Origin of the sequence: Noviherbaspirillum galbum, from assembly GCF_010974945.1 — a bacterium.
GTDB classification, from domain to species: Bacteria; Pseudomonadota; Gammaproteobacteria; order Burkholderiales; family Burkholderiaceae_D; genus Noviherbaspirillum; species Noviherbaspirillum galbum.
The window spans coordinates 40,527-67,428 of the sequence record NZ_JAAIVB010000026.1; the positions used below are offsets into that span (position 1 = coordinate 40,527).

Sequence of the window (26,902 nt, forward strand, 5' to 3'; positions counted from 1 at the left end):
CGACCATGCAATCGATACTCGGCAATTCGTTCCTGGTCATGACCGTCATGGTCTTCGTTACCGTCCTGCTCGCGCTGGAGGCCGCCTACCTTCTCTGGAAGTCGTACAAGGGGCCTGCCGCGAAAAGAATCGAGGAAAGGATCAGCGCCCTTGCGGCCTCGCGCGACACGAGCAAGCAGGCCCGGATACTCAAGCAGCGCTTGCTCAGCGAGGTGCCGGCGATCGAAAAGCTGCTGCTGGACCTGCCGCGGGCGCATCGCCTGCAACGGTTCATCCACCAGGCCGGCCTCGGCTGGACGGTGTCGCGCCTGGTGCTGTCTTGCGCTGCCGCCGGCGCGGGCAGCTTCATGCTTCTGCTCTCCCTGGTACATCAATCGCTGTTATGGAATGCGCTGATCGCGATGATTGTCGCTACCCTTCCCGTCCTCTACGTCGAGCGCAAGCGGCACCGCAGGCTGCGCCGCATCGAACACCAACTGCCGGATGCCCTGGACCTGCTGATCCGGGCCCTGCGTTCCGGCCATGCGTTTTCCTCTGGTTTGCAGATGCTGGGCGAGGAAATGGCGGAGCCGATCGCCGGCGAATTCCGCATCGTTGCGGACGAAGTGAATTTCGGCGTATCGATGCAGCAGGCGCTTGTAAACCTCAGCCAGCGCGTTCCCATGACCGACCTGCGGTTTTTCGTGATCTCGGTGCTGATACAGCGCGAGTCGGGCGGCAATCTCACGGAAGTGCTCGGCAACCTGAGCCGTCTGATCCGGGATCGCCTGAAACTGCTGGCGAAGGTGAAGGTGCTCTCTTCCGAGGGACGCCTGTCAGCCTGGATACTCGGCGTGATGCCCTTCGCGATGGCCGGCCTGCTATACCTCTTCAATCCGGAATTCATGTCTCCGCTTTGGACGGACCCGATCGGCATCAGCATCATCCAGACGCTGCTGGTCATGATGTTCCTGGGGATACTTCTGCTGGTGAAGATCGTCAGGATCCGTGTTTGAACACCATGCCCCTTGGGGAGCCGCCAACATGATTATCCTTGCCATTCTCATTTTCCTGTCCGTCACCACTGCCTTGCTGGCGGTCTACCTGTTGATATCGCCCGATCGCGTACAGCAGCGGCTCGATGCGCTGGGCGGAAAGGAAGAACGTCTTGAATGGAGGCCAGCCCTGGTCGGACTGGTGGGGCCGTTCGCCCGCCTGTCGGCGCCTGCGGGCGACTGGGATACGTCGCCGCTGCGGGTGAAGTTCATCAACGCCGGCTTTCGACAGTTCGATGCGCGCTTCATCTTCTTCGGCGTCAAGACGCTGCTCCCGCTGCTTTTTTCCGGCCTGGCCTTCCTCGCGCTGCGAGCCACGACGCAGATGGATGGATTGACGCTGACGATGTTCCTGATGGCGGCGGCGCTGTTCGGTTGCTACCTGCCGAACATGGTCCTGCACCTGAAGTCCAAGAGCCGCAAGCGTGAAATCTTCGATAACTTTCCCGATGCGGCCGACCTGATGCTGGTTTGCGTCGAAGCTGGCCTCGGACTCGACGCGGCGCTGACCCGGGTGGCGGAGGAAATGAAGATCAAGTGCTTGCCGCTCGCCGAGGAACTGCAATTGACCAACCTGGAAATCCGGGCTGGCGGCGCACGCGAGCAGGCCCTGCGCAATCTGTCATTGCGCACTGGCGTCGATGAAGTTTCCGTTTTTGCCACGATGCTCACCCAGGCCGACCGGTTCGGGACCAGCATTGGCGAATCCCTCAGGGTGTTTTCCGACGACCTGCGCCACAAACGGCAGATGCGCGCGGAAGAGCTTGCGGCCAAGGTCCCGACCAAGATGCTGTTTCCCCTGGTGGTGTTCGTGTTCCCGTCCATCGTGATGGTGGTGCTGGGACCGGCGGTGATCCAGGTCATCCGTACGGTCGTGCCGATGCTGACCAACGGCTTGTGACGGCGCTCCGTCCGGGCGAGTCCGGCACCCGCATGCGCCGGCGCCGCATCACAGGTTCCTGAACAGCTGATGCCCTGCCGGCACGACCGCGGCGATCTTCCTGCGAATGCGGCCACGCGCCGCCGTCGCTTCCCTGGAGTCCGCCGGGAGAACCAGTTCCGCCGCCGCTTGCCTTGCGGGCTCGTCCGGCCCGCCTTTCGCGCTCGAACCAAGGCGATGCCTCATCGCATAGACATACAACTCAAGCCGGTTCCCCACCTCCAGCTTCTGGTAGATCGACGTCAAGTGATTCCGCAGCGTATGCTCTGAAATGAACAGGCGCTGCGCCAGCGCCTTGTGCGGCAGGCCGCCGTTTTCGACCAGCGTGTGGATGATCTTGCGTTCCTTGTCGGTCAGCGCCTCCTGCTTCATCCGCTCGGGGTCCGCGGCCTTGTCGCCGGCGGGGCGGACGAGGCCGCCCAGCACGCGGCTCATCGTCTCGCGGTCCAGCCAGAGTTCGCCGTCATTGAGCTTGGCGATGGCCTTGAGGATCTGGTCCGCCGGCGCGTCCTTGCTGATCACGCCGCGCGCGCCGCGCACGACGGCGAGGTCGAGCAGGGCCTGGTCGCGCGATGCCGTGAGGATGAGCACGCTCGCCGGCCGCGCCTCCAGCAACTCGGGCAGGATGTCGATCGTGTTTTGTCCGCCCAGGTCCAGGTCAAGGGCGATCACGTCCGGCGCCAGGCTGGCCACCCGGGCGAGGGCTTCCTCGGAACGCGTGGCGACGCCCACGACTTCCATGCGCGGATATTCTCCCTGGATCAGCTTGGACAGTCCCCAGACCATCATCGGATGATCGTCGACCAGCATGACGCGGATGGTCTTGTTCGGCGGATTCATGGTTATCTTCCTTCTTTTCAGATGGGAATGTCGACCTGTACGGCAGCTGCGCCGTCCGGACCTTGCGTGACGCTGGCGTTCCCGCCCAGCACCGCCGCGCGCTCGGTGATCGAGCGTGGCACGAAAGGCTTGGCTTCGCGCCCGGCGCCGTCGTTCTCGATGCCGATGCGCAGCCAGCCATCCAGGCAGCGCAGGCTTATCCGTCCGCGCTGCGCGGCGGTATGCTTGCAGATGTTGCTCAGGCCTTCGCTGACAAGCTGCAAGGCCTGCGCCGCGAGCCGGTCGCTGATCTTCAGGTCGCCGTCGACCTGGATGGCGATGTCGATGCCATAGAACCGCTTGATCTGGGCGGCATGGCGATGCAGCGCCGCGGACAGGGCGGATTGCTCGCAGGCCGCCGGGCCGCTGACGCCGCCGGCATACCGGCGCAGGTCGTCGACGCGTTCGGCGGCCATCCGGGCCAGCCGGTCGATATCCTCGATCAGGGGATTGTCGGGCGTCGCCTTGCGGCGCAGGGCATTGAGTCCCAGCCTCAGGCCGACGTAGGGCTGGATCGCGGTGTCATGCAGGTCGAGCGCGATCTTCTTGCGTTCCTGCATGGCCGCCTCCGTCGCCATGTGGTCCACGAGCTCGATGTTCTCGATGACCGGGAACGCCTGCGCGGCGATATGGGCCAGGAACGAAACGTCGGCCTTGCCGAAATGACGCCCGCCGCCCGTGACGTACAGCCTTCCCGCGCCGCGCCGCATGGCGACGGGCACGCACATGTAGTCTCGCGCGTCGAGCAGGTCCGCGAGATGCTGCACGGCGGCGTCATCGGATGCCGTCCACTTGCCGGTATGCGCGTCTTGGATGAAGGCCGATCCGGGCATGCCGAGCCGGGCGCGCAGCCAGGACGTGGAATACACCAGCATGCCGTCCACCGGCGCGAGAAGCGGCGCGCCGGCAGGCGCGTCGAGCTGCTGTGCGCATGGCCGCCCGCCCTGCGCTTCCTTCACGGTGCGCAGCGAGCAGGCGCCATCATTCCGGTCATTCACCACGAGCATGCAGGAACTGCCCTGGAAGAATGCCCTCGTCCTGGCGAGCACCGTGTCGAGCGTCTGGTCAACGCCGAAGCGGGGGTTGGAAAGCTGGCTGACGTCGCGCAGCAGCGCCAGCTGGCGCCTGAGTTCCAGCTTGGTCTCGCCCCAATAGGCACTCATGTAGCCGAGCACCAGCAGGAAGGCCGAGCGCATGAGGATGCTCGGGTAATCGGGCTCGGCGCCGAGCAGCAGGGTCGGCAGGGCGAACAGCACCGTGGACGCGATGGTGATGCGGCCGCCCTCTTCGAATCCCCAGCGAAACGACGAGGTGAGGATCGCGAACAGGAAGGCCAGGAAAAAGAAGCTCTGCGCGCCGCCGGTAATGCCAACGATGAGGGCAAACCACGCGACATCAAACCAATGCACCACGCGGTGCTGCACCAGCGGACGGTTGAACTGCGCGAGCAGGCAAAGCGCCGCGGCATGCGCCACGTATCCCGCGCAGACGGCGCGTTGCCAATCGGCCGCGGCGTCGGGCGTCTTGTCGAGGATGACCGACATCAGCATCGAGGTGGCAAGCACAAGGCGCATCATGCCCACCATTGCCGTGTCCGACTGGCTGGCTCGCATGGCGGGCAACGTGCGCTCGCCATCGACACACTCGCAAGCCAGCGTCGATCCTGTTGACGTATCTGGCATAAGCCGACCCTGATTGACCACTTGATACGCCTTCGTTTGTCTTGTTTCACCGCCTTGGCGGCATGGTCAGCGTGGCTGACAGCGCGAAAACCTCGTCCATACCGCATTTCACATGGCTTGCGCGGGTTGGCAAGGACGGTGGTTTTTAGCTTCTTGTAATAGTAAGTAACATAGTATCCAGCATAACTTGATCTGGATCAGATTTGTCATGGCGAACCGGCCACGTGTGCAAATAAATGTTTTCCATCATTCAATTGCACGCAAACTAATTTGCATTGGTGAAATTTCCCGTACGGACCTGCAAACAGGATGCAACGTTTCGATGCATCAATGCATTTTCGTTGCGCGCAGGGGAATCGGAACGGCGGTCGGCAAGGCCGCGTTTTGCAGTAGCAATTCAAATGCATGCGCAGGAACGGGAGGCGCGAACAGGAAGCCTTGGCCATAGTCGCAGCCGGCCGCTACCAGGCAGGCGCGCTGCTCCTCGGTTTCGATTCCTTCGGCAATGACTTCCATGCCCAGCTTGTGCGCCATCACGATGATGGTTTCGGCGATGGTACGGTTGACCGCGTTGGTATGAATGTCCCGCACGAAAGACTGGTCGATCTTCAGGTAGTCGATGTCGAATTTCTTCAGGTAAGCCATCGAGGAATAGCCGGTGCCGAAATCGTCTATCGACACTTGTATGCCCGCATCACGGTAATGCAGCAGCCTTTCCTTCAGTTCAGGCGAGTCATCCAGCAGCACGCCTTCCGTTATTTCGATGGCAATGTTTCCGGCGGCATGTCCCTTGGCAACGATTTCCATGACCCGGTCGGTTCGCGCCCTGCGCACGGCAAACTGCGTCGGCGACTGGTTGATGCTGATCTGGATCTGCGTGCCGTTGCGGCTTTGCCAAAGGCGGGAATGTTCGACGGCCTGTTCCAGCACCCAGTCGCCGATGGCGCCGATCAGGCCCGCTTCCTCCGCCAGCGGAATGAATATCGACGGCTCGACCTCCCCCAGCCAGGGATGATGCCAGCGCAGCAAAGCCTCCGCTTTCCGTATGCCGCCATCGTCGAGGCGCACGATGGGCTGGAAATACACCTTCAGCTGGTCATCCGCATCGAGCGCACGCCGCAGTTCGGTGGTGATCTGCAGCCGGCGGTGGGCGCTTTCGTCGAGGGCGCGGGTGAAGTAAGTGAATTGCTGCTTGCCGGACTGCTTGGCCGCATACATCGCCTGGTCCGCCTTCCGCATCAACTCTTCCGGTGTGCCCGCATCGTCCGGATAGATGGCGACGCCGATGCTGCCCGAGATCTGCACGGTGTCTTCCCCAAGCACGAACGGCGCCGCGAGTGAATCCAGGATCTTCTGGCAGACGCCCTCGACATGGGCCGGGTTGTCCATGTCGACGAGCAGGACGTTGAACTCGTCGCCGCCGAGCCGGGCAACGGTATCGCTCTTGCGCACGGCGCTGCAGATACGGTGCGCTGCTTCCATCAGGAGCTGGTCGCCGGCGCCGTGTCCGAGCCAGTCGTTGACCTGCTTGAAGCGGTCGAGGTCGATGAACAGCAGGGCCAGCGGGCGGGCGGAGCGTTGCGCCTTGTAGATTTCGTGGTTGAGCCTTTCTTGGTAGAGGCGCCGGTTCGGCAGCCCCGTGAGGGCGTCGAGGTTGGCGTGGCGCCAGGTCAGTTCGTCGGCTTCCTTGCGCAGGGTGATGTCGGTCAGCGTGCCCGTCATCGCCGTCGGCTGGCCGTCGCCGTCGCGGGAGACGATCACGCCGCGCGACAGGACCCAGCGCCATGCATCGTCCTGCGCCCGCATCCGGAATTCGCACTGGTAGGTCGGCGTCTCGCCGTCGATGCATGCCTGCAGGCTCTTGTACACCCGGTGGATGTCATCGGGATGGATGATGGTGTACCACTCGGCTTCCGGGCGGTTGCTGCGTTCGTCATCCCATCCCAGGAGGCGCTTGAGTCCGCCGACGAGGGTGTAGCGGTGATGGTCGATGTCCCAGTCCCAGACCGCCTCGCCGATGCTCTCCAGCGCGAAGTTGAAGCGCTCGTTCAATATCCGCAGCTGCTCTTGCAGCCTGCGTTCTTCCGTTACATCGCGCATGACGATCTGGATGGCATCCTGCCCTTCCCATGTGATGCGCGCGGTGCTGGAATGGATCCAGACGAGCCCGCCGCCGCTGCCGACCATTTCCAGCTCGGCCACCGGCGTGCGGCCATGCGCGGCGACTTCGTCGAAACGCTGCCTGACCCGGTCATGGTGCGGCTCATGGACCACGGTCTGCCAGCGCTTGCCGACCAGCTGCGCGGGCGCGGCCATGCCGAGGATGGCGGCCGCCTGCTGGTTTGCGTAGACGAAGCGCTCGCCGACCAGCACCAGCAGGCCTGCGGGGCTCATTTCCGCCAGCATGCGGTAGCGCGACTCGCTGGCGCGCAGCGCCTCCTCGACCTTTTTCCGGTCGCTGATATCCAGTGTCATGCCGACCATGCTGATCAGGCTGCCTTCGCCGTCGCGCACGGCCTCGCCATGGGACGCGACCCATCTTATCTCGCCGCCGCGCATGATCCGGTGCTCGAAGGCAAACGCATTGCCGCTCTGGTCCGCGGCGTCCTTCAGGATGAGCGCCTCGAGTTCCGGCAGGTCGTCGGGTGGAATGAGGTTCCGCCACTCCTGGCTCGACAGGACCGCGCGCTCCGCCGGCAGGCCGAGGATGTCGGCGGCGATCGCGCAGACGCTGACCGTGTCGGTCCGAAAATCCCGCAGCCAGCTGCCTATCCGCGCTGACTGCGCGGCGAAACGATAGCCGAGTTCGTCACGCTGCCGGGCGATGACCTGCTGGCGCTCCCGGGTGAGATCGGTGAGCTCGAGCATGCTGCCGCGTCGCCCGCCCGCGCTCAGCCTGCTGACGCGGCAGCGCACGATGACCGGCCCCTTGCGATGGCGGCAGATGACGGTTTCGAGCTGCTGCGGATGCGCGCCCGGATGCTGCAGCATCTTTTCCAGCTTGCAAGGTTGGCCCTGGCACAGGGGGCACTCCGGCGCATCGAAATGCACGAGGTGATGAAAGTCGATGCTGGCGAATTCGGCAGCGCTGCAATCGAGCAGGTGCAGCAATGCCGGATTGGCGTACTCCCCGCGCCCTTCCGGATTGATCAGGGCGATGGGTGCTTCCATTTGCTCCAGCATCTTCATGACGCAGGACTGCCTTGCCTCGGCGCGGCGCGAAGCAGCCTTTCTGTTTGGGCCGGACACGGAATTCATCAGGATGGGAAAAATCGCGCAGCTTGTCTGTTGGAGGCGGTTCGCCCGACCATCGCGGATCCGCTGGCGGGCGCCGGGATGGAACCATTACCCATATATCGCGCATCGACCAAAAGGCATCGTCATGTCCAGGCGGCGGACCGCGGGTTGCAGCATGGATGCGACTTCGGCTCCGATCACGGATTTTCGACAAGAGAAACGCCGAATCGTTTAGCCAGGCCGGCAAAATGCGTCCTGGCATGCGGTGGCGGCTCGCCCGGGACCTGCAGCCTCACGCCTTGAGCTTCCCGGTCGGCATCGGCATCCGGCGATTCACTGGAAGCGCCAGGCATCTCCTTTTTCGCGATGGTCGCGCAGCCGGAATTCCTTGGGCGGGATGCCGGTGAGCTTCTTGAAGGCCTTGGAAAAGCTGAATGCGTCGCGGTATCCCACGGCCTGCGAGACGGCCTCCAGCTTGTCGCCGGTGTTGGAAAGCAGGTCCATGGCTTTCTGCACGCGCAAGGTGGTCAGGTACTGCAGCGGGGGCGTGCCCAGCGCCAGCTTGAATTTCTGCGCGAAGCCGGCACGCGACAGGCCGACCCGGCGCGCCAGTTCCTCGAGTGTCCACTCGTGCGCGCAATCGCCGTGCATCAGTTCGAGCGCGGCCCGGATCTGGGCATTCTGCAGGGCACCGCCCCATGACTGGGGCATGCCATCGCCGCGCGACAGGATCTTGCGGATGATCTGGGTAAAGATGATGTCGAGCAGCGCCTGGGTGACGGTTTCCGAGCCCACCTCCGGCCGCGCGACTTCGTGGGCCAGCAATTTCACCGCGAGCTCGATCTGGTCGATCGGCCCCGCCTCGTCCGCCCGCAGCACGTACCACGGCGGCAGTTCGCTAAAGAACGGATGCACCGGCGTGTTCCAGACCTGGTAAGCGCCGCTCACCATGGCCGACCGGGATTCTCCCTGGGCCGCGTCGCCCGCGCCGGCATGCCGGCCATCGGCCCCCATCGTCAGGACCATCCCGGGAAGGACCGCCTCGGATGCCACGACATGGCGGCAGCCGCGCGCCATGAGCGCGACATCGCCCTTCCTGAGTTCGACGGGCGCCGGCATGGCCGGCGAATGCAAGAACACACGGCCTTGCGTGATCACGTGGAAGCCGAAGCTTTTCTCGCAAGGAAACTCGAGCGCGGCCGCGGCGCTCAGCACGCGCTGATGCAAGACCCGGCGCTGCATGCCGGCATGGCGCAAGACATCGACTAGTAGATCCATGGCCGCATTATAAGCACCAGCCGTCCGGCGTCCAACGATTTATACGATCAGACATGGAAAATCGACGAAAAGCCATTATCCATCTTCCTCCCCGCGACTAAGATTCGACCATCAACTTTTCAACGGAGGACAGCATGAGCAACATTCTCGTCATTGGCGCCAGCGGCACGGTTGGCAGCGAACTCACTTCAAACCTGCGCGCGAAGGGCCACTCGGTCGTGCGGGCGACCAGCCAAAGCGCACCGCAGGCCGACCAGGCGCAGGTCGACCTGGTGACCGGCAAGGGCATCGCCGAGGCCTTCGCGGGCATCGACAAGGCATTCTTCCTGGCCCCGCCGGGGCACACCAACCAGCATGAATTGCTCGGCCGCCTCATCAGCCAGGCCCGCGAGGCGCGCCTCGAGAAGGTCGTGCTGATGAGCGCGATGGGCGCGAATGCCGTGGAAGACGCTCCCTTGCGCCTGGCCGAGCGCCAGCTGGAAGGCTCGGGTCTGGCCTACAACATCATCCGCCCCAACTGGTTCATGCAAAACTTCAACACCTTCTGGCTGCAGGGAATCCGCGAGGCGGACACGATCGCATTGCCAGTAGGCGACGCCAGGACCAGCTTCATCGATGCGCGCGACATCGCCGCGGTCGCCGCCGTCCTTCTGGATGACCACACGTTCGACAATCGCGACTTCGACCTCACCGGCGGCGAGTCGCTGACCCACGCGCAAGCGGCGGCGCAGATCACGGAAGCGACTGGCCGGCCAGTGCGCTTCCAGGACATCGGCGCGGACGAAATGCTGGACAAGCTGTTGCATGCCGGCGTGCCTGGCGATTACGCGCGCTTCCTGGTCATGATCCTCGGCTTCCTCAAGCAGGGCGCGGCCGAGCGCAGGACGGACGCCGTGCGGGAAATCATCGGCCGCGAGCCGATCCGCTTCGCGCAATACGTCCTCGACTACCGCGACGCCTGGCTGTAACCAGGCTGCCCCCGGCGCTGGCACACGCCGCCATCGCAGCAGCGATTACCTCAATGGCGGCGGAACAGCCGCCTTTCCAGCAGCTCGAAGCCGCCCTGCACGGCCAGCGCCAGCACCGCGGCCGGGATCGCCCCCGCCAACAGCATGTCATTGTCGTTCAGGGCCAGGCCGGTGGCGATGCGTTCGCCAAAGCCGCCTGCGCCGATGAACGCGGCGATGGTCGCGGTGCCGACGCTCATCGTCGCCGCCGTCTTGATGCCGGCAAGGATCACCGGCATGGCCAGCGGAAGGTCGATATGCAGCAGGCGCTGGCGCGACCGCATGCCGAGCGCGAGCGCCGCCATGCGCAGGCCGGGGCTGACCTGCTCCATGCCGGTACAGGTATTCCGCACCACAGGCAGCAGGGCGTAGAGCGACAAGGCCACCAGGGCCGGCACCGCGCCGATGCGGCCAAGCAGGGGAATCAGCATGGCCAGGAGAGCCAGCGATGGAATCGTCTGCAACACGCCGACCAGGCCCATCACCCATTGCCGCAGGCCGGGACGGAAGGCCGCCAGCATGCCGAGCGGTATGCCCGCCATGGCGGCGATCGTGACCGAGAGGAGGACAAGGAAGAGATGCTGCCGGCACAGCCGCCAGAAGTCGTCGCCGATCAGCTTGGGCAGAAGTCCCGGCGCGGCATGGCCTGGCTGCGGTCCGGCGTCGCCCTGCAGGAAGCGGCGCGCGATGTCGGAAAACGACCTGCCCTCGATTTCGGCGCCGGCATTCATGGCGATCATTGCCGGCTGGCTGATCTTTCCTTCCAGCGCGCGGATGCGTTGCCAGGCGCGGGGGTAGCGCGCCGGCAGGTCGAGCCGGTACAGCAGGACCGCATCGTAGCTCGGGAAATAGCCTGCATCGTCCTCGAGGACGCGCAAGGCATGGCGCGCGATCTTCGCATCGGTCGTGTAGATGTCGATGACGTCGACCTGGCCGGCGGCCAGGGCTTCATACGCCAGCCCGTGGTCCAGTCCGATCGGCCTCTGCGGCAGGCGGTAGCGCGCCGCCAGGCCGGGCCAGCCGTCCGCGCGGCCGAGAAACTCGTGGCTGAGGCCGAAGCGCAATGACGGCTTGCCGGCAAGTTCGCCGAGCCGGATCAGGCTCGCATCGCCGCGCATGGCCAGGCCGTAGCCATTGGAGAACCCGAGCGGCACCGAGGCACCGATTCCCCACTGCGCCAGGAAGCGGTTCATGTCTTCCAGCGAGGCCCGTTCGCGCTTCATGATTTCCTTCGCGATGGTGCCGGTGTACTCGGGATATACATCGATCTCTCCCGCTTTCAGCGCCTCGAAGACGATGGCGGTGTTGCCCAGTCCCTGGCGGTGTTCAGCCGGCGCCGCGTCCGCCACGGCTTGCCGCAGGATTTCGCCAAGTATGTAGGATTCGGTGAAGCGCTTGGACCCGATGCGAAGGGGAGCGCCGCTTCCATCGCCGTCTGCCCAGGACGTCGAAACGGCCAGGCATGCTAGGCAAAGCGCGCATGCCATGCGGAGTGCCGCTGCCAACCGCTTCCATTGCCTTCCCATGCCCTGCCCTCTCTTTTGATGTTCCGACAGCCGCCCGTGTCTTCCGCGAACCGGTAACGATGACCTTGATGGCGCACCGACATTGTAACGAGTTGCAACCCTTGCCAACCGTGGCTATTTCCGCTCGTTAAGGTCGGTAACAGGAGAGAAAAATCTTCTGCCTCGAAGACAAACCCTGACCGTCGACGACCAATACTCTCACCTCAAGGACCCGACCATGAAAAAGACCCTTCTCATCGCTGCCCTCTTCGCCTTCGCCGGTATCGCCAGCGCCCAGAACGCCGCACCCGCAACGCCGGCCGCTCCTGCCGCTCCCGCTGCTGCCGCAACTCCTGCCGCTCCGGCAGCGACCGCTAAGACCGCAAGCGCCAAGAAACATCATCACAAGCGCCGCGCCAAGAAGGCCAAGGCGGCATCCGCATCTTCCACAACCGCAGCAACTGCAACACCCGCGGCTCCGGCACCCGCAGCCAGCGCTCCCGCCGCCACCAAGTAACCAGGCAAAACATTCCCTCCCGAAACACGCCGCCGTGCCTGCGCACCGCGGCGTGTTTTCGTTTGCGCTTGTCCGCACAAACCAATTCCTGACTTTATGCAGCCGCATTGCGCCGGCTCATGGTTCGCACCAACACAACGAGGTTAAGCTTCGTCATTCTGGCGGGAAATGTCTCGCTTGATGGCGCCCGTGCTCGCCCGAGCAAGCCCGCCCTCTTCCCGCCGGTGTCTCCCGCCCTTGCCGCCAGGCCAAGACCGGTTGGGCGACAGCATGTACCATTGGAACCCAACCTGCCATTCTGAGAAAAGGAACAGCCCATGTTTCGCTGGTGGAACCGCTTCGCGCCCCTTCTTGCCCTGAGCATCGTACTGGGTTTCATGCCCGGGCCTGCCGCGGCGCAGTCCCTGCCCAGGGGAATCACCCAGGTCAGCTCGGTCGAGGGGATCACCGAATACCGGTTGGCCAACGGCTTGAAGGTGCTGCTGTATCCGGACATTTCCAAGCCGACCGCGGTAGTCAACATCACCTACCTCGTCGGATCGCGGCAGGAGAACTACGGCGAAACCGGCATGGCGCACCTGCTGGAACACCTGCTGTTCAAAGGCACGCCCAGGCATGCCAACATTCCCGGCGACTTCAACCGCCGCGGCATGCGCTTCAATGGCACCACGTCGCTGGACCGCACGAACTACTTCGAACTGTTCCAGGCATCCGACGACAACCTGAAGTGGGCGATCGGGATGGAAGCGGACCGCATGGTCAACTCCTTCATCGCCAAGAAGGACCTCGACTCCGAGATGACGGTCGTGCGCAACGAATACGAGCTAGGCGAAAATTCACCCTACAACGTGCTGTTCAAGCGCCTCCACAGCGTCGCCTTCGACTGGCACAACTATGGCAATGCCACCATCGGCAACCGCAGCGACATCGAGAACGTGCGCATCGAAAACCTGCAGGCCTTCTACCGCACCTACTACCAGCCCGATAACGCGGTGCTGCTGGTGGCCGGCAGGTTCGAGCCGGCGCGCGCGCTCAAGTGGATCAACGAAGCCTTCGGCGCCATCCCGGCGCCGAAGCGCACCCTTCCCGCGATCTGGACGGTGGAGCCGACGCAGGATGGCGAGCGTTATTTCACCGTGCGCCGCAAGGGCGACGTGCAAGTGGTGGAACTGGCGTACCACGTGCCATCGTCCCTGCATGATGACAGCGACGCCCTCGGGTTCGCCGCCGCCATCCTGGCCGACACGCCCAACGGGCGACTGCACAAGCAGCTTGTGGAGTCCGGCAAGGCGGTGCAGGTATTCCAGATCGGCCGCGCGGCGCTCAATCCCGGGCTGCAGATCATCGGCGCCGTGGTGAAGAAGGACCAGCCGCTCGATCCGGTCAGGGATGCGCTGGTGGCGGCCGTCGAATCGTTTTACACGACGCCGCCGACGAAGGAGGAAGTCGAACGCGTTCGCCGGGACGCGGCGAACGCCATCGAACGCACGCTCAACGACCATGAGCGCATCGGCGTCGGCATGTCCGAAGTCATTGCCCTGGGCGACTGGCGTTTGCTGTTCGTGGGCCGCGACAAGCTGCCTGCCATCACATCGGAACAGGTCGCCGATGTCGCCCGCCGCTACTTCCGGCGCGACAACCGCACCGTCGGGCTGTTCATTCCCGAAGACCAGCCCCAGCGCGCCGACATTCCTGCGGCGCCGACGCTGGCCGAGGTGATGAAGGACTTCAAGCCGAAACAGGAAACCTTCGTCGCCGAGGCGTTCGACCCGTCGCCCGACAACATCAACCGCCGCACCGAACACACGAAGGTGGGCGGCGTGGACCTGTCACTGCTGCAGAAGAAGACGCGCGGACAGACGGTCAACGTCGCCATCTCCCTGCACTGGGGCGATGAAAAGAGCCTGTTCGGCAAGCGCACCGTCGCCGACATGACCGAGGCCATGCTCGCGCGCGGCACGACCAGGCTTACCCGCGCCCAGCTTGCCGACGAATTCAGCAAGCTCAAGATGAGCGGCTCGCCCTTCGTGTTCGAGACGACGCGCGAAAACCTCATCGATGCCATCAGGCTGGCGGCATCGGTGATGAAGGAACCCAGCTTCCCCGAAAGCGAATTCGAACAGTTGCGCAACCAGATGATTTCCCGCATCGAAGCCCAGCGCAACGAGCCCTCCGCGCTGGCGGGCCAGGCCATTTCCCAGCATTTCAACCGCTATCCCAAGGGAGACTGGCGCGCCGCCATGACGCTGGATGAATCGCTGGCCGCGATCCGCGCGGTTACGCTCGATGAGGTCAAGGCCTATCACAAGGAGTTCTACGGCGCCTCGCTGGCGGAGATCAGCCTGGTCGGGGACTTCGATCCCGCCGCCGTGAAGTCTGTCGTTGCCGATGCCTTCGGTTCGTGGAAAGGCGCGCCGCACAAGCCGGTGCTGCGCAGCTATTTCGACATTCCCCCGGCACGTCTGGCGATCGACACGCCGGACAAGGAAAGCGCGTCCTACCTGACGGGCATGACCCTGCCGATGCGTGATGACGACCCGGACTACCCCGCCCTGTACGTCGCCAACTACATCTTCGGCGGCGGCAGCGGCATGGACTCGCGCCTGATGCGTCGCGTGCGCCAGAAGGAAGGATTGTCCTACGGCGCCGGATCGTCGCTGTCGGTTGGCGCGCTCGACAACGCCAGCAGCTTCTTCATTTCCGCCTCCGCCGCGCCGCAGAACATCGCCCGACTCGACGCGGCGGTGCGCGAGGAACTCAACGCCACCCTAGCCAGCGGGTTCACGGCGAACGAACTCGCCCAGGCCAAATCCGCGATCGTGCAGCAGGCGACGCAGGCGCGGTCGCAGAACGGCTCGGTGGCGCGCCAATGGAACGGCTTCGTTTATCTCAACCGCACCTTCGACTGGAGCAAGCAGTTCGAACAACACATCGGCGCGCTGTCGCTGGAGCAGGTCAATGCGGCATTCCGCAAATACATCAATCCCGCCCGGATGAGCGCCGCCATCGCGTCGGACAAGAGCAAGGAGAAGAAGGAATGATCCCGTGCCAGGAGGCAGTGGAGGCGCTCGGGCGCCTCAAGGAAGGCAATCGCCGTTTCGTCGATGACAACGTCGCGAACCAGGCGCCGATCAGCCATGCACGCCGCAGTGAACTGGTCAATGGCCAGGCGCCGTTTGCGATCATCCTCGGCTGCTCGGATTCCCGCGTGCCGGCGGAGATCATTTTCGACCAGGGCCTGGGCGACCTGTTCGTGATTCGGATCGCCGGCAACATCGTGGCCCCATCCCAGATCGGCAGCGTGGAATTTGCCGCCGAGCGTTTCGGTACGCCCCTCGTCGTGGTCCTGGGCCATTCCTCCTGCGGCGCGATTACCGCCACGCTCGAGGAAATGCGCGCGCCGGGCAGCAGCCAGTCCCGCCACGTGCATTCCATCGTCGAACGGGTGCGGCCGTCGGTGGAAGCCTTGCTGGCAACGGACCTGAAGAACGACCACGATGCCCTCGTGCATCACGCGGTCCGTGCGAACGTCCGGGCATCCGCCAACCAGCTCAGGCATGGATCGGACATGCTCGAGCAGCGGATCCAGCAAGGCCGGCTGCTCGTCGTCGGCGCGGAATATTCGCTCGAAACCGGCATCGTCGAATTCTTCGATGGCATGCCGGCAATGTCGGCATAAAAAAGCGCGGTAACGATGCCATCCATGGCAATGCATGGATGCATGTCGGCGTTCCTGCTCCCGTCACAGAACTTTTCAGCGGTAAAGGCGTCTTGTCATTGAGTCATGTGCCACGTTCGGCGGTGCATGTTTGATTCCCTTCTGCAAAGGAAACCTTATGGACAAGAGCGATGTGGTATCGACCCTGAATGACCTGATTGAAACCTGCAAGGATGGCGAGGAAGGCTTCCGCAATTGCGCGGAAAACATTTCCGATTCGGAACTCAAGAGCTATTTCACCAACCGCGCCCAGCGCTGCTCGACGGCCGCCGCCGAGTTGCAGGATGTGGTGGAAGAGTATGGCGGAAAGCCTGAAACCTCATCCAGCATCAGCTCGGCGCTGCACCGCCGCTGGGTCGACATCAAGTCGGCGGTAACCGGCAAGGATGACGAGTCCATCCTCAATGAATGCGAGCGCGGCGAAGACGTTGCCAAGCGCAGCTACGAAAATGCCCTGTCCAAGGACTTGCCTGACGAAGTCCGATCTTTGGTCGAACGCCAGTACCAAGGCGTGATGCAGAACCACGACCAGGTGAAGAGCCTGCGCAACCAGGCCCGCGGGCACTGACGTGTTGCGATTGTCGGACTGGCATTGACAGTCCGTTCCGGGTGGATGTCGACAACGCCCCGTGCCACCGGCACGGGGCGTTGTCATTTCCCGTTTTCCCATCGAGAAAAAGCCCCGCCTAACATGGATCAAGGAAATCCAAAAACATGCATTTCAGATGGAGCTTAGGTGCTACAGTGCAATTCGGGTTTCGACCCGCGTACCCAAGTCTTCAACAGGAAACATCATGCGTTCAGTCCTCATCCAGCTTGCCGACACCCTCGACCAGACTTCCGCCAGCACGCTGGCAAATGCCTTGAGCACCGTGCCGGGCATCGGCAAGGTCGCGATCTCCACCGCCGCGAACAATGTTCAGGTCGAATTCGATGCCGACGTGACCTCGGCCCAGGAATTGCGTGCAGTCATCTCCCGCGCCGGCTTCGGCACGACCCACCATGCGGCGCGCGAAGGCTCTTGCTGCGGAGGATGCGGCGGTCACTGATTGACTCAATGGCAGGCCGGGCCTGCCTTGGCAAGGCAGCAACGGGTAGCGCAAGCTCCAGCTTCGGGCGACAATCGCTTACAAGATTATCGCTTGCTCCTGTGCACTGGGAGCGGGCTGGCGCGTTGAGTCGGGAATACCGTTGGAGGCCTAGCCCATGCCTGCCTTATACCAGATCACTGCCAGGATCATTGCCGCCGCCCTGCTGTGGGGCGTTGCCATGTTCGCCGCGGCCGAAACCCCGGATGCATACAACGCCTCGGACACCGCAGCCCTGCACGTCCTGAACCGCCTCGGCTACGGCCCCCGTCCGGGTGACGTGGAAGCGGTGAAGCGAATGGGCATCGAGCGCTACATCGAATCGCAGCTCCAGCCGGCGGCTATCCCCCTTCCCGCCGCCCTGCAGGACAGGCTGGCATCCCTGCCGGTGCAACAACAATCCGTTGGCGACACCCTGGCGCAATACCTGAGCAATCGCCGCGCCAGCGCCAAGGGCGACGAAGACGCCAAGGAAAAGCAGCGTCTCACCGCCCGCAACATCGTCCTGCAGACATCGGAGGCCCGCCTCCTGCGCGCCATCGAGAGCCCGCGCCAGCTCGAAGAAGTCATGGTGGATTTCTGGTTCAACCATTTCAATGTCTTCATCGGCAAGGGACTCGACAACGCCCTCGTGGCAAGCTACGAGCGCGACGCGATCCGGCCGCATGTGTTTGGCAATTTCCGCGACCTTCTCGGCGCCACGGCCAAGCATCCCGCCATGCTGTTCTATCTCGACAACTGGCTTTCGACCTCACCTGACTTCCAGCCCAGGCGCGAACAAGGCGAGCGCGGCCAGGGCGCCAGGGCCCGTGCGAAAGGCCTCAACGAAAACTATGCACGCGAGCTGATGGAGCTGCACACGCTGGGCGTGGACGGCGGGTACCAACAGCGCGACGTGACCGAGCTCGCGCGCATGCTGACGGGATGGTCCTTCACGCCGCAGGAACTGGCGCGCGGCGGTGCGACGTTCCGCTTCGACGCCCGCCGCCACGACAACGGCATGAAGCAGTGGCTGGGCCAGGCCATCGCGCCGGACGGCATCGGCGAGGGCGAACGCGCGCTGGACGTGCTCGCGATGCATCCGGCCACTGCCCATCACCTGGCATTCAAGCTGGCGCAATACTTCGTGCAGGACAATCCGCCGCCGGCGCTGGTCGAACGGCTGGCGCAGCGTTACCTTGCCGTGCACGGCGAGATCCGCCCGGTCCTGCGCACGCTCTTCGCAAGCCCCGAATTCCTGTCGCCGTCCGCGGTAGGCGCGAAGTTCAAGACGCCCATGCAGTTCATCGTTTCCGCCATGCGCGCCGGCGGCCTTCCGGCGGACAACCTGCGGCCGCAGCTTGGCATGCTCAGGCAGCTCGGCATGCCGCTTTACGGTTGCCAGACTCCCGACGGCTACAAGAACACCGAGGCGGCTTGGCTCAATCCCGATTCCCTGGGCCGCCGCATCAGCTTCGCCAACGCGATTGCCTCCGGACGCAACCCGCGCGCCGCGCGCGACGGCGACATGGAACCGTTCCCGACGACTGACGACACTCCGGCCCGGCGTCCCGCCGATCCGAACGAACTGCTGCGCACCCTCGGGCCGTCGGTATCGCCCGCGACCCGGCAGGCCCTGGCAGGGCAACCAATGCGCCTCCAGGCCGCGATGGTCCTGGGCAGCCCCGATTTCATGCGTCACTGACCATCGAAAGGAGATACGCATGAACCGCCGACATTTTCTTCGCACGCTCGCGCTGACCAGCGGCCTCGCCATTCCCTTCGGGCGGCAGGCGTGGGCCTATTCCACCTCTGGCTCCGGCAACGATCAGCCGCATGGCAGGACGCCGCGCCTAGTCGTGATCATGCTACGCGGCGCGGTGGATGGACTCAGTATCGTCGCTCCCCATGGCGACCCGGATTACGCGCGTGCGAGGCCCAACATCGCGCTCGCGCCGCCTGGCGCCGAAGACGGCCTCCTTGACCTGGACGGCCATTTCGGCCTGCACCCCGCGCTGTCCCCGCTCTTCCCCTTGTGGCAGCAAGGCAAGCTTGCCTTCGTGCATGCCAGCGGATCGCCGGACCCGACGCGCTCGCATTTCGATGCCCAGGATTATCTCGAATCCGGCACGCCCGGCCGCAAATCCACGCCTGACGGCTGGCTCAACCGCCTGGCCGCCCTCCTGCCGGGCGAGCCTAGCCCAATGCGCGCCATCGGGCTGGGCCCGGTGCTGCCGCGCATCCTGTCGGGCAGCGCGCCTGCCACCAACCTCGCCTTTGCCGCCGGCAAGAACAAGCCCGAGCTTCTGGACCGTCCCGCGGTGGCAACGGCGTTCGACCAGCTATACCGGCGCGACGACCGGCTGGGCCGGGCCTATGCCGAAGGCCGCGAGACCCGCAAGGAGATCCTTGCCGCCGGGTCAGAGCAGGAGATGCGGATGGCAGACAACGGCGCGCCCCTGCCGAACGGTTTCCCCGCCGAAGCCGCGCACCTGGCCAGGCTCATGCGCGGCAATGACAGCATCCGGCTCGCCTTCGTGGCGCTCGGCGGCTGGGATACCCACGCCAACCAGGGCAAGGCCAGAGGCCAGCTTGCCAACCGCCTCGCGCCCCTCGGGCAAGGATTGGCTGAACTGGCCAGCCGCCTTGGGCCGCTGTTCGACGACACAGCCATCGTGGTGATGTCCGAATTCGGGCGCACGGTGCGCGAGAACGGCAATGGCGGGACGGATCACGGGCATGGCAACGTGATGTGGCTGCTCGGAGGTTCCCTCGCAGGCGGAAGGGTCCTCGGCGAGTGGCCGGGCCTGCACCCGTCGCGCCTGTACGAGGGGCGCGACCTGGCGGTGACGACGGATTACCGGAACGTGCTGGGGGAGGTGCTGCGCTCTCACTTGCGGGTTCAGGAGACTGCCGCGGCAAACGTGTTTCCCGGCGCGCCGGGCGGCTCGAACGCATTGCGAGGCATGTTCAGGGCATGACAGGCTTGCTGGCAGATGCGATTCGCGCCCGACACGGACGCGGCCCCCTGCCGGCAATCATGAATCAGTAAAAGTAGTTCACTCATATTCACGGATTCCAGCTTCCCACAATCCGGAACGGAACTTGCATACCTTCAAAAACCGTCTCATTCTGAAACGGATGTTGCCATCCGCCGCATTCGGCGCGATTTGGATCTGATGAATTCGTCGGATGGGAATAAAACACAGGTATGATAATCCGAGGCGGCCACCGATGGCCGCACGAAGAACCCGGCTGACGCACCACGAAAAGCAGGAAAAATATCCTGCAACGCCCTGGCGAAGTGTTCCATGCTGACACACTGTCACGAAATGGAGCAGTCCTGTCGCACTCGGACCAAGGTCGGCCAACACGAGGAGAGATCGTGGAAAGCATTGGAGACAAACTGCTCGTGGCAACGGGCACCCAGCGCAACGTTGCGGGGGCAATAGGCATGGATTCTGCTGTCATGCAGCGGACCATGGTAGAAAAATCACACGAGCGCTCGGCCTCCTACGGCCTCGATGCCAAAGACAATCCCGATTTCTGTCCGATGAACCACGCCGACCTCACGGTGGTCATCGAGCAAAACCGGCTGCTGCACGCCTATGCCCTGCCGGTCATGGAAAACCTCTACGAGCAGATCGTCAACACCAACAACATGGTGATCCTGACCGACGCGCAGGGGGTGATCATGCACACCCTGGGCGACGACGATTTCCTGGAGAAGGCCAACCGCGTCGCGCTGACGCGCGGCGTCACCTGGTCGGAGCAGCGCCGCGGCACCAACGCGATCGGCACCGCCATCGCGGATGCCACGCCCACGCTCGTCCATGCGGATGAACATTACCTGCGCGCGAACCATATCCTCACCTGCTCCGCCGCGCCGATCTTCAACCCGTCGGGCAAGGTGATCGGCGTGCTCGACGTAACGGGCGACTGCAACAGCTTTCACCGGCACACGATGGCGCTGGTGCGCATGTCGGCGCAGATGATCGAGAACCAGCTGTTCGCGGCATCCTGCGAAGACGGCATCACCCTGCACTTCCATACCCGGCCCGAATTCATCGGCACGCTCATGGAGGGCATCGTCACCTTCACGCCGGGCGGACGCTTCATGGCGGCCAACCGCAGCGCGATGTTCCAGATCGGCCTGCCGCCGCAGGCACTGTTCACGCATACCCTGAATTCGCTGTTCGGCATGGGCGTCTCCGCCTTGTACGATCATTACCGCACGGCGGCGCCGCAAGTGCTGCAGATGTGCCTGCCCAGCGGCGTCAAAATCTACGCACGGGCGTCGATACGCCTGAGCAACAAGCTGGTCGCCGGTGCCGAACTGGCGTTCGTTCCCCCCGCCAACGCGCAGGCACAGCATTCCGCGCGCCAGGACGCCGACTCGCAGCGGCTGTCCAGCCTGCGTTACCTGAATACCGGCGATCCGCAGGTGGCCGCAGTGATCGGAAAGCTCACCAAGGTCATCGGGCGGGACATTCCCATCCTCATCAACGGCGAGACCGGCACCGGCAAGGAATTGCTGGCGCAGGCCATCCACAACGACTCGCCGCGTGCCGGCGGTCCGTTCGTTGCCGTCAATTGCGCATCCATTCCGGAAACGCTCATCGAATCCGAATTGTTCGGCTATGAGGATGGCGCGTTCACCGGCGCGCGCAAGAAAGGCAGCGTCGGCAAGATCCTGCATGCGAATGGCGGCACCCTCTTCCTCGACGAAATCGGCGACATGCCTCTCAACCTGCAGGCACGCCTTCTCCGCGTGCTGCAGGAACGCATGGTCACGCCGCTCGGCAGTGCCAAGTCGATCCCGGTGAACGTGTCGCTGATCTGCGCCACGCACCGCAACCTGCGCGACATGATCTCGCGCGGCGAATTCCGCGAAGACCTGTACTACCGCCTCAACGGCCTCGTGGTCAAGCTGCCGCCGGTGAGGGAGCGAACCGATTTCGAGACCGTCGTCGCCAAGCTGCTCGCCGCCGAGAACGGCGGGCGGCGATTCACCATCGCGCCGGACGTGATGGCGCTCTTCCTGCGCTACAACTGGCCGGGAAACTTCCGCCAGCTCACCAACCTGTTGCGCACGGCCATGGTCATGACGGACGAGGACAACGAAATCCGGATGGAACACCTGCCCGAAGACTTCCTCGACGACATGCGCCAGATGGCGGCATCGGCGCCTGCCGAGCCGACGCCGCCGGCCGCAACGACAGCCTTGCCGGCATTCGCACCTGCCGCCGCGCCGGCAGCCATGCCGGGGGGCACGCTCGAAGACGCCGAACTGATGCTGATCCAGCGCACGCTGCAGTCGCACGGAGGCAATGTGTCGGCCGCCGCGCGCGTCCTTGGCATTTCGCGAAACACCATCTACCGCAAGCTGCAGGGCCAGCAGTGAAAGCAACCTGCGCCGGCTGATCCCCATCATCCCCGGCGCGGCACCTGCAAGTCCGGATGGCGTGCAAGCCATCCGGCATCTCCGCCGTCAATTCCCGAAGGTGTAGCGCGCGCCGATCCACGCCGTCCTCGGCGCGCCCGGCGCATGGAAGGTCGAGCTGACCAGGGTGGCATTGTCTCCGCTGCCTGAGAACGGCCGCGCGATGAAGCTGCCGCTGCCCGTGAATCCGGCAACGCCAAGCTGCGCGGCGGTCGAATACTGCCGGTCCAGCAGGTTGTTCACCTGGGCAAAGAAGGTCCATGCCGTGTTCGCCCGATATTTGGCGCCGAGATCGAAGATAGCGTAGCCGGGCGACCGTCCCGAACCAAGGAAGACCTTGCCATCAGGCTGATGTGCGCCGTTCTCGTTCCCGCGGGCATTCGATCCCGACACGGCAAGCATGCCGAGTTCCCATTGCCATGCGGACGACGCCTGCCAGGTTGCCCGGGCCTTGAACAGGTGGGAAGGAATGAGCGGCAGCCGGTCTCCCGGCCGAATCGCTATCCTGCCGTCCGCATCCTTGCTGCTGTTCGCGCTGCCATTGAGCAGTTCGTTGCTCTGGAAGGTCGCATCCAGGTAGGTATAGTTCGCCGACAGGCCGACCGGCCCGACGTCTCCTTCCCAGCCGAGTTCAAGGCCCTGGCGGCGTGTCCTGCCGACGTTGCGGAAGTAGCCGAAGCCGGCGGCATTGTCGGCGACGAACAAGATGTCGTCGATGTTGTCGGCGCGGAAGAGGCCCGCATTCCAGCGCATCTTCCCGCCGAGCCTGCCGCGCATGCCCGCTTCCCATGTCTTGGTAACGACCTGCTTGAGAGGCGGATCGCCGGCCATGGCGTTCGGCAGCTTGCACGGGTTGTCCGGATCGGCGCATCCCAGTTCTATCGCGGTCGGCGTGCGGCTGCCTTCGTTATAGCCGAGGTAGAGGTTCACCGCAGGCGACAGCGTCCATGTCGCGCCCGCGGCGGGATTGAAGCGGCCGAAGCGATGATCGCCATCAAGCGAACCCTTGCCGCCGCCGGGATGGATCTGGTCGGCGTTGCGGATGGCCGTGCGGTTGTAGCGCCCGGACAAGGTCAGCTGCAGCGCATCGCCGACATGCAGGGTGTCGGAGGCGTACAGGCTCCATGTGCGCGTACGACCGATGAGGTCGACGCGGGAATCGACCGGCCGGCCGTCATCTCCAACCTCGGTGCCGTCGGCGAAAAAGTTGACGGGCTGGATGCCGTGGTCCGGCGTCAGGTAGCCGAACTGCGTCGTCTGACCGAAGGCGATGCGGCTAGCGTCAAAACCGGCGCCGGCGATGAACTGGTTCTTGTGCCCTCCAAGCCTTCCCGTCAGGGTGAACTGGCCGCCGATGCCGGCGTTTTCCTGGGTCGATGCAGTGCGATTGATGAGGCCGTTGCACTTCTCCGCGGGCTCGTCGCTGCGCAGGACGTTGGCGATGCAGCGCAAGTAGGGAAACGGCGTATTCGACGCATTCGCGCCGCTGGATGGCACGCCGGCATAACCCGCGCCGGCGAGGGCCGCGCGTTCCGCGGCGCTGGCCTGGTAGACGGACTGGTCCAGGGAATCCTCGTTGAGGTCGCCGTTCAATGTCGAGGTCCTGATCCTCCGGTAGTAGGCATTGCCGGCAAACTGAAGGCCGTCCGACAAGCCGTGTTCGGCGGCGAGATTGACGAAGAGCGAACGGTTCCGGGTCTCGTCGGGCTTGGTATAGACGCTATGGTAGTCCCTGTCCAGCAGGCGTTTTTCCTGCATGCCGTTTCCGGTCAGCGCGGTATTCGCGGCCGCCAGCGTCAGCGCCAGGTCGGTGTTGTCGCCAGCCCATCCGAGCTTGCCGAAGAGCTGGCCGACGCGGCTCGGCGACTCCTCGCGCCAGCCGCCATCCTTGAAGACGTTGCCGGCAACGAACCAGTGCAAGCCCAGGTCATCGTGGCCGCCATGCTCGAATTCGAGCGATTGCCGACCGAAACTGCCGGCGAGGCCCTGCACGGCCGTGCCTGCATTCAGCCGGCCATCCTTGGTCTGGATGGCGAGCGCGCCACCGAGCGTATTGAGGCCGAACAGCGGATTCGAGCCCGGCATGAGGGTGATGGAAGCAATGGCGGACCGCGGTATCAGGTCCCAGCTGACGACGTCGCCGAAAGGCTGGTTGAGCCGAACGCCATCCATGTACACGGACAGGCCTTGCGGCGTTCCCAGCAACGGCGAGGCGATGAATCCGCGATAGCTCACATCCGGCTGGTAGGGATTGCCTTGAATCTCGTTGATCATCACGCTGGCGATACGCCGGTTCAGCAGGTCGGGCAGGTTGGCGCTGCCGGGGTCATCCATGATGGTCCTGCCAAGCGTCTGGACGTTGCCCGGAACCTGTTCCCGCGGCATACCGAGGCCAGGCAGCGGCGTGCTGCTGACCACCACGATCGCCGGCAGGGCCGGGCGCGCCGACAATTCTTCGGCCAGCGCCGCGAGCGGCGTAGCTCCTGCGGTAGCGATCGCCGCAATGGCGGCGGGCGTCATGCATCGGCAACGCCGTCGGTGGCACGTCGGGCTTGCGCGTTGTATCGTTTTCATCGTCGTGCCTGTGGTTTCGTCTTGATTGGCCTGCGGTATTCAGTCAGGCCGGCAGCATTCGCCTGATGAAGCGACTGCCCTCGAGGCGCACGTGCCAGATCACCCCGAGCAGGTGCACCGCGATCAGCGACAGCAGCGCCCACGCGAACAGCATGTGCAATTGCCGGAACAGGGCCAGCAGCATGGCGTTCTCCGCGAACAGGCGCGGCAGCGCGTAGCCAAAGAAGCTGACCGGATGCTTGCCGAAACTGGTCGCGAGAAAGCCGCATGCCGGCACCCACAGCATCAGGAGATACATCATCACGTGGGTTGCTCTTGCCGCAATGCGCGAGCCGGGGCTCGCTGTTTCCAGGGCCGGCGCCGCGCGATGCAAACGCCACGCCATCCGGATGACGACCAGGGCCAGCGCCACCAGTCCCAGCGACTTGTGCATGTTGTAGTAGAACCCGACCGCCGGCGTGCGCTTGGGCAGGCCGACCATGAACAAGCCCATGGCGATGAGCACGGTCAGCAGCACGGCCATGATCCAGTGCAGGGCAATCGCCGGACGGCTGTAATGCAATTCAGGATGCGGTTTCATTTGATCGCCACTCCCCAGGGAAGCTCGCCCACGGCAATGTCGCGCAAAGGAGTGCGCGATGCCGTATCGATGACCGTGACCGCGTTGCTTCGGCCATTCGCCACGTAGAGCTTGCCGCCATCCGGCGTCAAGGCCATGTTCCAGGGTCGCTTGCCGACCGGGATGGTTGCGACGATCCTGTCTTGCGCCGTATCGATCACGCTGACGCTGCCATCCTTGCCGTTCGAGACATAGACCGTCTTGCCATCGGGGTGCACCGCGACGCCATTGGGAAATGCGCCGGCGGGAATGACCGCGCGCACGGCATGGGTGGCAACGTCGATGGCGTAGACCTTGCCCGCCAGTTCGGCGGCGACGTAGGCCTTGCTGCCGTCGGGCAGGAAGCCGATCCCGCGAGGCCGCATGCCCAGCTTGACGGCATCGATCTGCTTGCGGGCGGCGACGTCGACGATGTCCAGCGTGTCGGCGTCTTCGGCGCTCACGAACAGCCACTTGCCATCCGGACTGAACACCGCATGTTCCGGATTCTTGCCGCGCGTGACGACGCTGTATGCCGGCGTGCGCGTGGCGCCGTCGATGAAATTGACGCTGTTCGCGACCTCGCTCGCCGCCACGATCCAGTCGCCATTTGGCGACAGGCCGACGCCTTCCGGTGATTCCTGCAAGGCGATCCTTTCGCTGATCTTGCGGGTGGCCAGGTCGATGACCAGCAAGGCGTTGCTGCCCTGCTCGCTGACGAACAGCGCCTTGCCCTGCGGGTCGATCGCCACGCCGCGCGGCTTGCCGCCGGTGACGATGGTATCCACCACGGCGTCCGTCTCGCAATCGATCACCGTGACGCTTCCGGATCGTTCGTTAGGCACGTAGGCAAAAGGCGCGGCCTGGGTCGCATGCGCGGCGAGCAGCAAGGGGAGAGCGAGCAGGGCACTGAGGGATGCGAAGTGTTTCATGGGTTTCTCCCGCTGGGACGACATGGATCGGAAAACTTCGGGGCTTAGAACACTAAGGAGATGCAAGCATCACAGGCTGGCGCGCAACCCCACGAAAACACGCCTGCCGGGCGCCGGCTCGAAGAAGCGCCGGTTGCTGTCGTTCACGATCACCGAGCCCGCATACTGCCGGTCCAGCACGTTGTCGATGCGCCCGAACGCATGCCACTGCACCCCCCCCGCCTGCCACGTCTTGCCCGCCGACAGGTTCAGCACCGCATACCCCGCCGCCGCGTCGCTGTTGACGTCATCCACGTACGCCCGGCTCTCGATGCGCGTCTCCGCCGCCAGCGTCATTCCCGCCGGCCCCTTCACCTGCGCCTGTCCGAACAGGCTGTGCCGCGGCGCTCCCGGCAGCGCATTGCCCGCCGCAACGATCGCCGCCGTGGCGCCGCTGCCGCTGGTGTACGCCTGGTCGAAGCGCGCGTCCAGGAAGGTATAGGCCAGCTGCG

General features: G+C 64.3%; 19 protein-coding genes and 1 pseudogene. 11 read left to right on the top strand and 9 right to left on the bottom strand.

Annotated elements, in window-relative coordinates:
* Positions 1–5 precede the first annotated feature (5 nt).
* Positions 6–995: a type II secretion system F family protein gene (locus tag G3574_RS08175; protein ID WP_163961882.1), complete on the top strand. Its 990-nt coding sequence runs from the start codon at positions 6–8 to the stop codon at positions 993–995.
* Between the two features lie 28 nt (positions 996–1,023).
* On the top strand, positions 1,024–1,935 hold the full coding sequence (locus G3574_RS08180) for a type II secretion system F family protein (RefSeq protein ID WP_163961884.1): 912 nt from the start codon (positions 1,024–1,026) through the stop codon (positions 1,933–1,935).
* Positions 1,936–1,983: 48 nt separating this feature from the next.
* Here the strand turns inward: G3574_RS08180 and G3574_RS08185 are convergent, their stop codons facing one another.
* The 4 genes from G3574_RS08185 to G3574_RS08200 all read right to left on the bottom strand — a co-directional run bounded on the left by G3574_RS08185 (position 1,984) and on the right by G3574_RS08200 (position 9,050).
* Entirely contained in the window at positions 1,984–2,814 is an 831-nt protein-coding gene (locus tag G3574_RS08185) for a response regulator (protein WP_235953172.1), read from the bottom strand.
* A gap of 17 nt (positions 2,815–2,831) precedes the next feature.
* The gene (locus G3574_RS08190; RefSeq protein ID WP_163961886.1) at positions 2,832–4,535 is read right to left on the bottom strand and encodes a GAF domain-containing sensor histidine kinase; all 1,704 of its coding nucleotides are present in this window, start codon (positions 4,533–4,535) and stop codon (positions 2,832–2,834) included.
* 327 nt (positions 4,536–4,862) lie between these two features.
* On the bottom strand, positions 4,863–7,706 hold the full coding sequence (locus G3574_RS08195; RefSeq protein ID WP_163961887.1) for a bifunctional diguanylate cyclase/phosphodiesterase: 2,844 nt from the start codon (positions 7,704–7,706) through the stop codon (positions 4,863–4,865).
* Positions 7,707–8,105: 399 nt separating this feature from the next.
* Complete coding sequence (locus tag G3574_RS08200; RefSeq protein ID WP_163961889.1) at positions 8,106–9,050, bottom strand: AraC family transcriptional regulator; 945 nt, start codon at positions 9,048–9,050, stop codon at positions 8,106–8,108.
* Positions 9,051–9,184: 134 nt separating this feature from the next.
* Here G3574_RS08200 and G3574_RS08205 point away from each other — a divergent pair, with 134 nt between their 5' ends.
* Positions 9,185–10,018 (top strand): NAD(P)H-binding protein, encoded by an 834-nt coding sequence (locus G3574_RS08205; protein ID WP_163961890.1) that lies wholly within the window; start codon positions 9,185–9,187, stop codon positions 10,016–10,018.
* 50 nt (positions 10,019–10,068) lie between these two features.
* On the opposite strand, the gene G3574_RS08210 is transcribed toward G3574_RS08205, so the two are convergent.
* The gene (locus G3574_RS08210; protein ID WP_163961891.1) at positions 10,069–11,544 is read right to left on the bottom strand and encodes an ABC transporter permease/substrate-binding protein; all 1,476 of its coding nucleotides are present in this window, start codon (positions 11,542–11,544) and stop codon (positions 10,069–10,071) included.
* Between the two features lie 256 nt (positions 11,545–11,800).
* On the opposite strand from G3574_RS08210, the gene G3574_RS08215 reads away from it, so the two are divergent.
* The 8 genes from G3574_RS08215 to G3574_RS08250 all read left to right on the top strand — a co-directional run bounded on the left by G3574_RS08215 (position 11,801) and on the right by G3574_RS08250 (position 22,268).
* Positions 11,801–12,079: a hypothetical protein gene (locus tag G3574_RS08215; protein WP_163961892.1), complete on the top strand. Its 279-nt coding sequence runs from the start codon at positions 11,801–11,803 to the stop codon at positions 12,077–12,079.
* A 317-nt stretch (positions 12,080–12,396) separates the two neighbouring features.
* Entirely contained in the window at positions 12,397–15,120 is a 2,724-nt protein-coding gene (locus tag G3574_RS08220; RefSeq protein WP_163961893.1) for a M16 family metallopeptidase, read from the top strand.
* The gene (locus tag G3574_RS08225; RefSeq protein ID WP_163961894.1) at positions 15,117–15,758 is read left to right on the top strand and encodes a carbonic anhydrase; all 642 of its coding nucleotides are present in this window, start codon (positions 15,117–15,119) and stop codon (positions 15,756–15,758) included. The genes G3574_RS08220 and G3574_RS08225 overlap by 4 nt, the downstream gene beginning before the upstream one ends.
* 157 nt (positions 15,759–15,915) lie before the next feature.
* Positions 15,916–16,365 (top strand): PA2169 family four-helix-bundle protein, encoded by a 450-nt coding sequence (locus G3574_RS08230; protein WP_163961895.1) that lies wholly within the window; start codon positions 15,916–15,918, stop codon positions 16,363–16,365.
* Positions 16,366–16,591: 226 nt separating this feature from the next.
* The gene (locus G3574_RS08235) at positions 16,592–16,846 is read left to right on the top strand and encodes a heavy-metal-associated domain-containing protein (RefSeq protein ID WP_163961897.1); all 255 of its coding nucleotides are present in this window, start codon (positions 16,592–16,594) and stop codon (positions 16,844–16,846) included.
* A gap of 157 nt (positions 16,847–17,003) precedes the next feature.
* Positions 17,004–18,569, top strand: a complete 1,566-nt coding sequence (locus G3574_RS08240) for a DUF1800 domain-containing protein (protein ID WP_235953174.1) — start codon at positions 17,004–17,006, stop codon at positions 18,567–18,569.
* 19 nt (positions 18,570–18,588) lie between these two features.
* Positions 18,589–19,845 (top strand): DUF1501 domain-containing protein, encoded by a 1,257-nt coding sequence (locus G3574_RS08245; RefSeq protein WP_163961899.1) that lies wholly within the window; start codon positions 18,589–18,591, stop codon positions 19,843–19,845.
* Between the two features lie 473 nt (positions 19,846–20,318).
* Positions 20,319–22,268, top strand: a complete 1,950-nt coding sequence (locus G3574_RS08250) for a sigma-54-dependent Fis family transcriptional regulator (protein ID WP_407941650.1) — start codon at positions 20,319–20,321, stop codon at positions 22,266–22,268.
* A gap of 87 nt (positions 22,269–22,355) precedes the next feature.
* Here the strand turns inward: G3574_RS08250 and G3574_RS08255 are convergent, their stop codons facing one another.
* The 4 genes and pseudogenes from G3574_RS08255 to G3574_RS08270 all read right to left on the bottom strand — a co-directional run.
* Positions 22,356–24,827 (bottom strand): TonB-dependent receptor, encoded by a 2,472-nt coding sequence (locus tag G3574_RS08255; protein WP_163961901.1) that lies wholly within the window; start codon positions 24,825–24,827, stop codon positions 22,356–22,358.
* Between the two features lie 97 nt (positions 24,828–24,924).
* Positions 24,925–25,461, bottom strand: a complete 537-nt coding sequence (locus G3574_RS08260) for a cytochrome b (protein WP_163961903.1) — start codon at positions 25,459–25,461, stop codon at positions 24,925–24,927.
* Positions 25,458–26,411 carry a beta-propeller fold lactonase family protein gene (locus tag G3574_RS08265; protein ID WP_163961905.1) on the bottom strand — a complete coding sequence of 318 codons (954 nt, stop codon included), beginning with the start codon at positions 26,409–26,411 and terminating at the stop codon, positions 25,458–25,460. Before G3574_RS08265 ends, G3574_RS08260 begins: the two co-directional genes overlap by 4 nt.
* Positions 26,412–26,480: 69 nt before the next feature.
* Positions 26,481–26,902, bottom strand: a pseudogene (locus G3574_RS08270) (TonB-dependent receptor); the annotation flags it as partial.

Bases quoted from the DNA above. Each gene is read 5' to 3' on its own strand.
- G3574_RS08195 (WP_163961887.1), bottom strand. From the start codon at position 7,706: ATGGAAGCACCCATCGCCCTGATCAATCCGGAAGGGCGCGGGGAGTAC.
- G3574_RS08190 (WP_163961886.1), bottom strand. From the start codon at position 4,535: ATGCCAGATACGTCAACAGGATCGACGCTGGCTTGCGAGTGTGTCGAT.
- G3574_RS08180 (WP_163961884.1), top strand. From the start codon at position 1,024: ATGATTATCCTTGCCATTCTCATTTTCCTGTCCGTCACCACTGCCTTG.
- G3574_RS08225 (WP_163961894.1), top strand. From the start codon at position 15,117: ATGATCCCGTGCCAGGAGGCAGTGGAGGCGCTCGGGCGCCTCAAGGAA.
- G3574_RS08210 (WP_163961891.1), bottom strand. From the start codon at position 11,544: ATGGCATGCGCGCTTTGCCTAGCATGCCTGGCCGTTTCGACGTCCTGG.
- G3574_RS08240 (WP_235953174.1), top strand. From the start codon at position 17,004: ATGCCTGCCTTATACCAGATCACTGCCAGGATCATTGCCGCCGCCCTG.
- G3574_RS08215 (WP_163961892.1), top strand. From the start codon at position 11,801: ATGAAAAAGACCCTTCTCATCGCTGCCCTCTTCGCCTTCGCCGGTATC.
- G3574_RS08230 (WP_163961895.1), top strand. From the start codon at position 15,916: ATGGACAAGAGCGATGTGGTATCGACCCTGAATGACCTGATTGAAACC.
- G3574_RS08205 (WP_163961890.1), top strand. From the start codon at position 9,185: ATGAGCAACATTCTCGTCATTGGCGCCAGCGGCACGGTTGGCAGCGAA.
- G3574_RS08175 (WP_163961882.1), top strand. From the start codon at position 6: ATGCAATCGATACTCGGCAATTCGTTCCTGGTCATGACCGTCATGGTC.
- G3574_RS08220 (WP_163961893.1), top strand. From the start codon at position 12,397: ATGTTTCGCTGGTGGAACCGCTTCGCGCCCCTTCTTGCCCTGAGCATC.
- G3574_RS08245 (WP_163961899.1), top strand. From the start codon at position 18,589: ATGAACCGCCGACATTTTCTTCGCACGCTCGCGCTGACCAGCGGCCTC.
- G3574_RS08185 (WP_235953172.1), bottom strand. From the start codon at position 2,814: ATGAATCCGCCGAACAAGACCATCCGCGTCATGCTGGTCGACGATCAT.
- G3574_RS08255 (WP_163961901.1), bottom strand. From the start codon at position 24,827: ATGACGCCCGCCGCCATTGCGGCGATCGCTACCGCAGGAGCTACGCCG.
- G3574_RS08250 (WP_407941650.1), top strand. From the start codon at position 20,319: ATGGATTCTGCTGTCATGCAGCGGACCATGGTAGAAAAATCACACGAG.
- G3574_RS08200 (WP_163961889.1), bottom strand. From the start codon at position 9,050: ATGGATCTACTAGTCGATGTCTTGCGCCATGCCGGCATGCAGCGCCGG.
- G3574_RS08260 (WP_163961903.1), bottom strand. From the start codon at position 25,461: ATGAAACCGCATCCTGAATTGCATTACAGCCGTCCGGCGATTGCCCTG.
- G3574_RS08265 (WP_163961905.1), bottom strand. From the start codon at position 26,411: ATGAAACACTTCGCATCCCTCAGTGCCCTGCTCGCTCTCCCCTTGCTG.
- G3574_RS08235 (WP_163961897.1), top strand. From the start codon at position 16,592: ATGCGTTCAGTCCTCATCCAGCTTGCCGACACCCTCGACCAGACTTCC.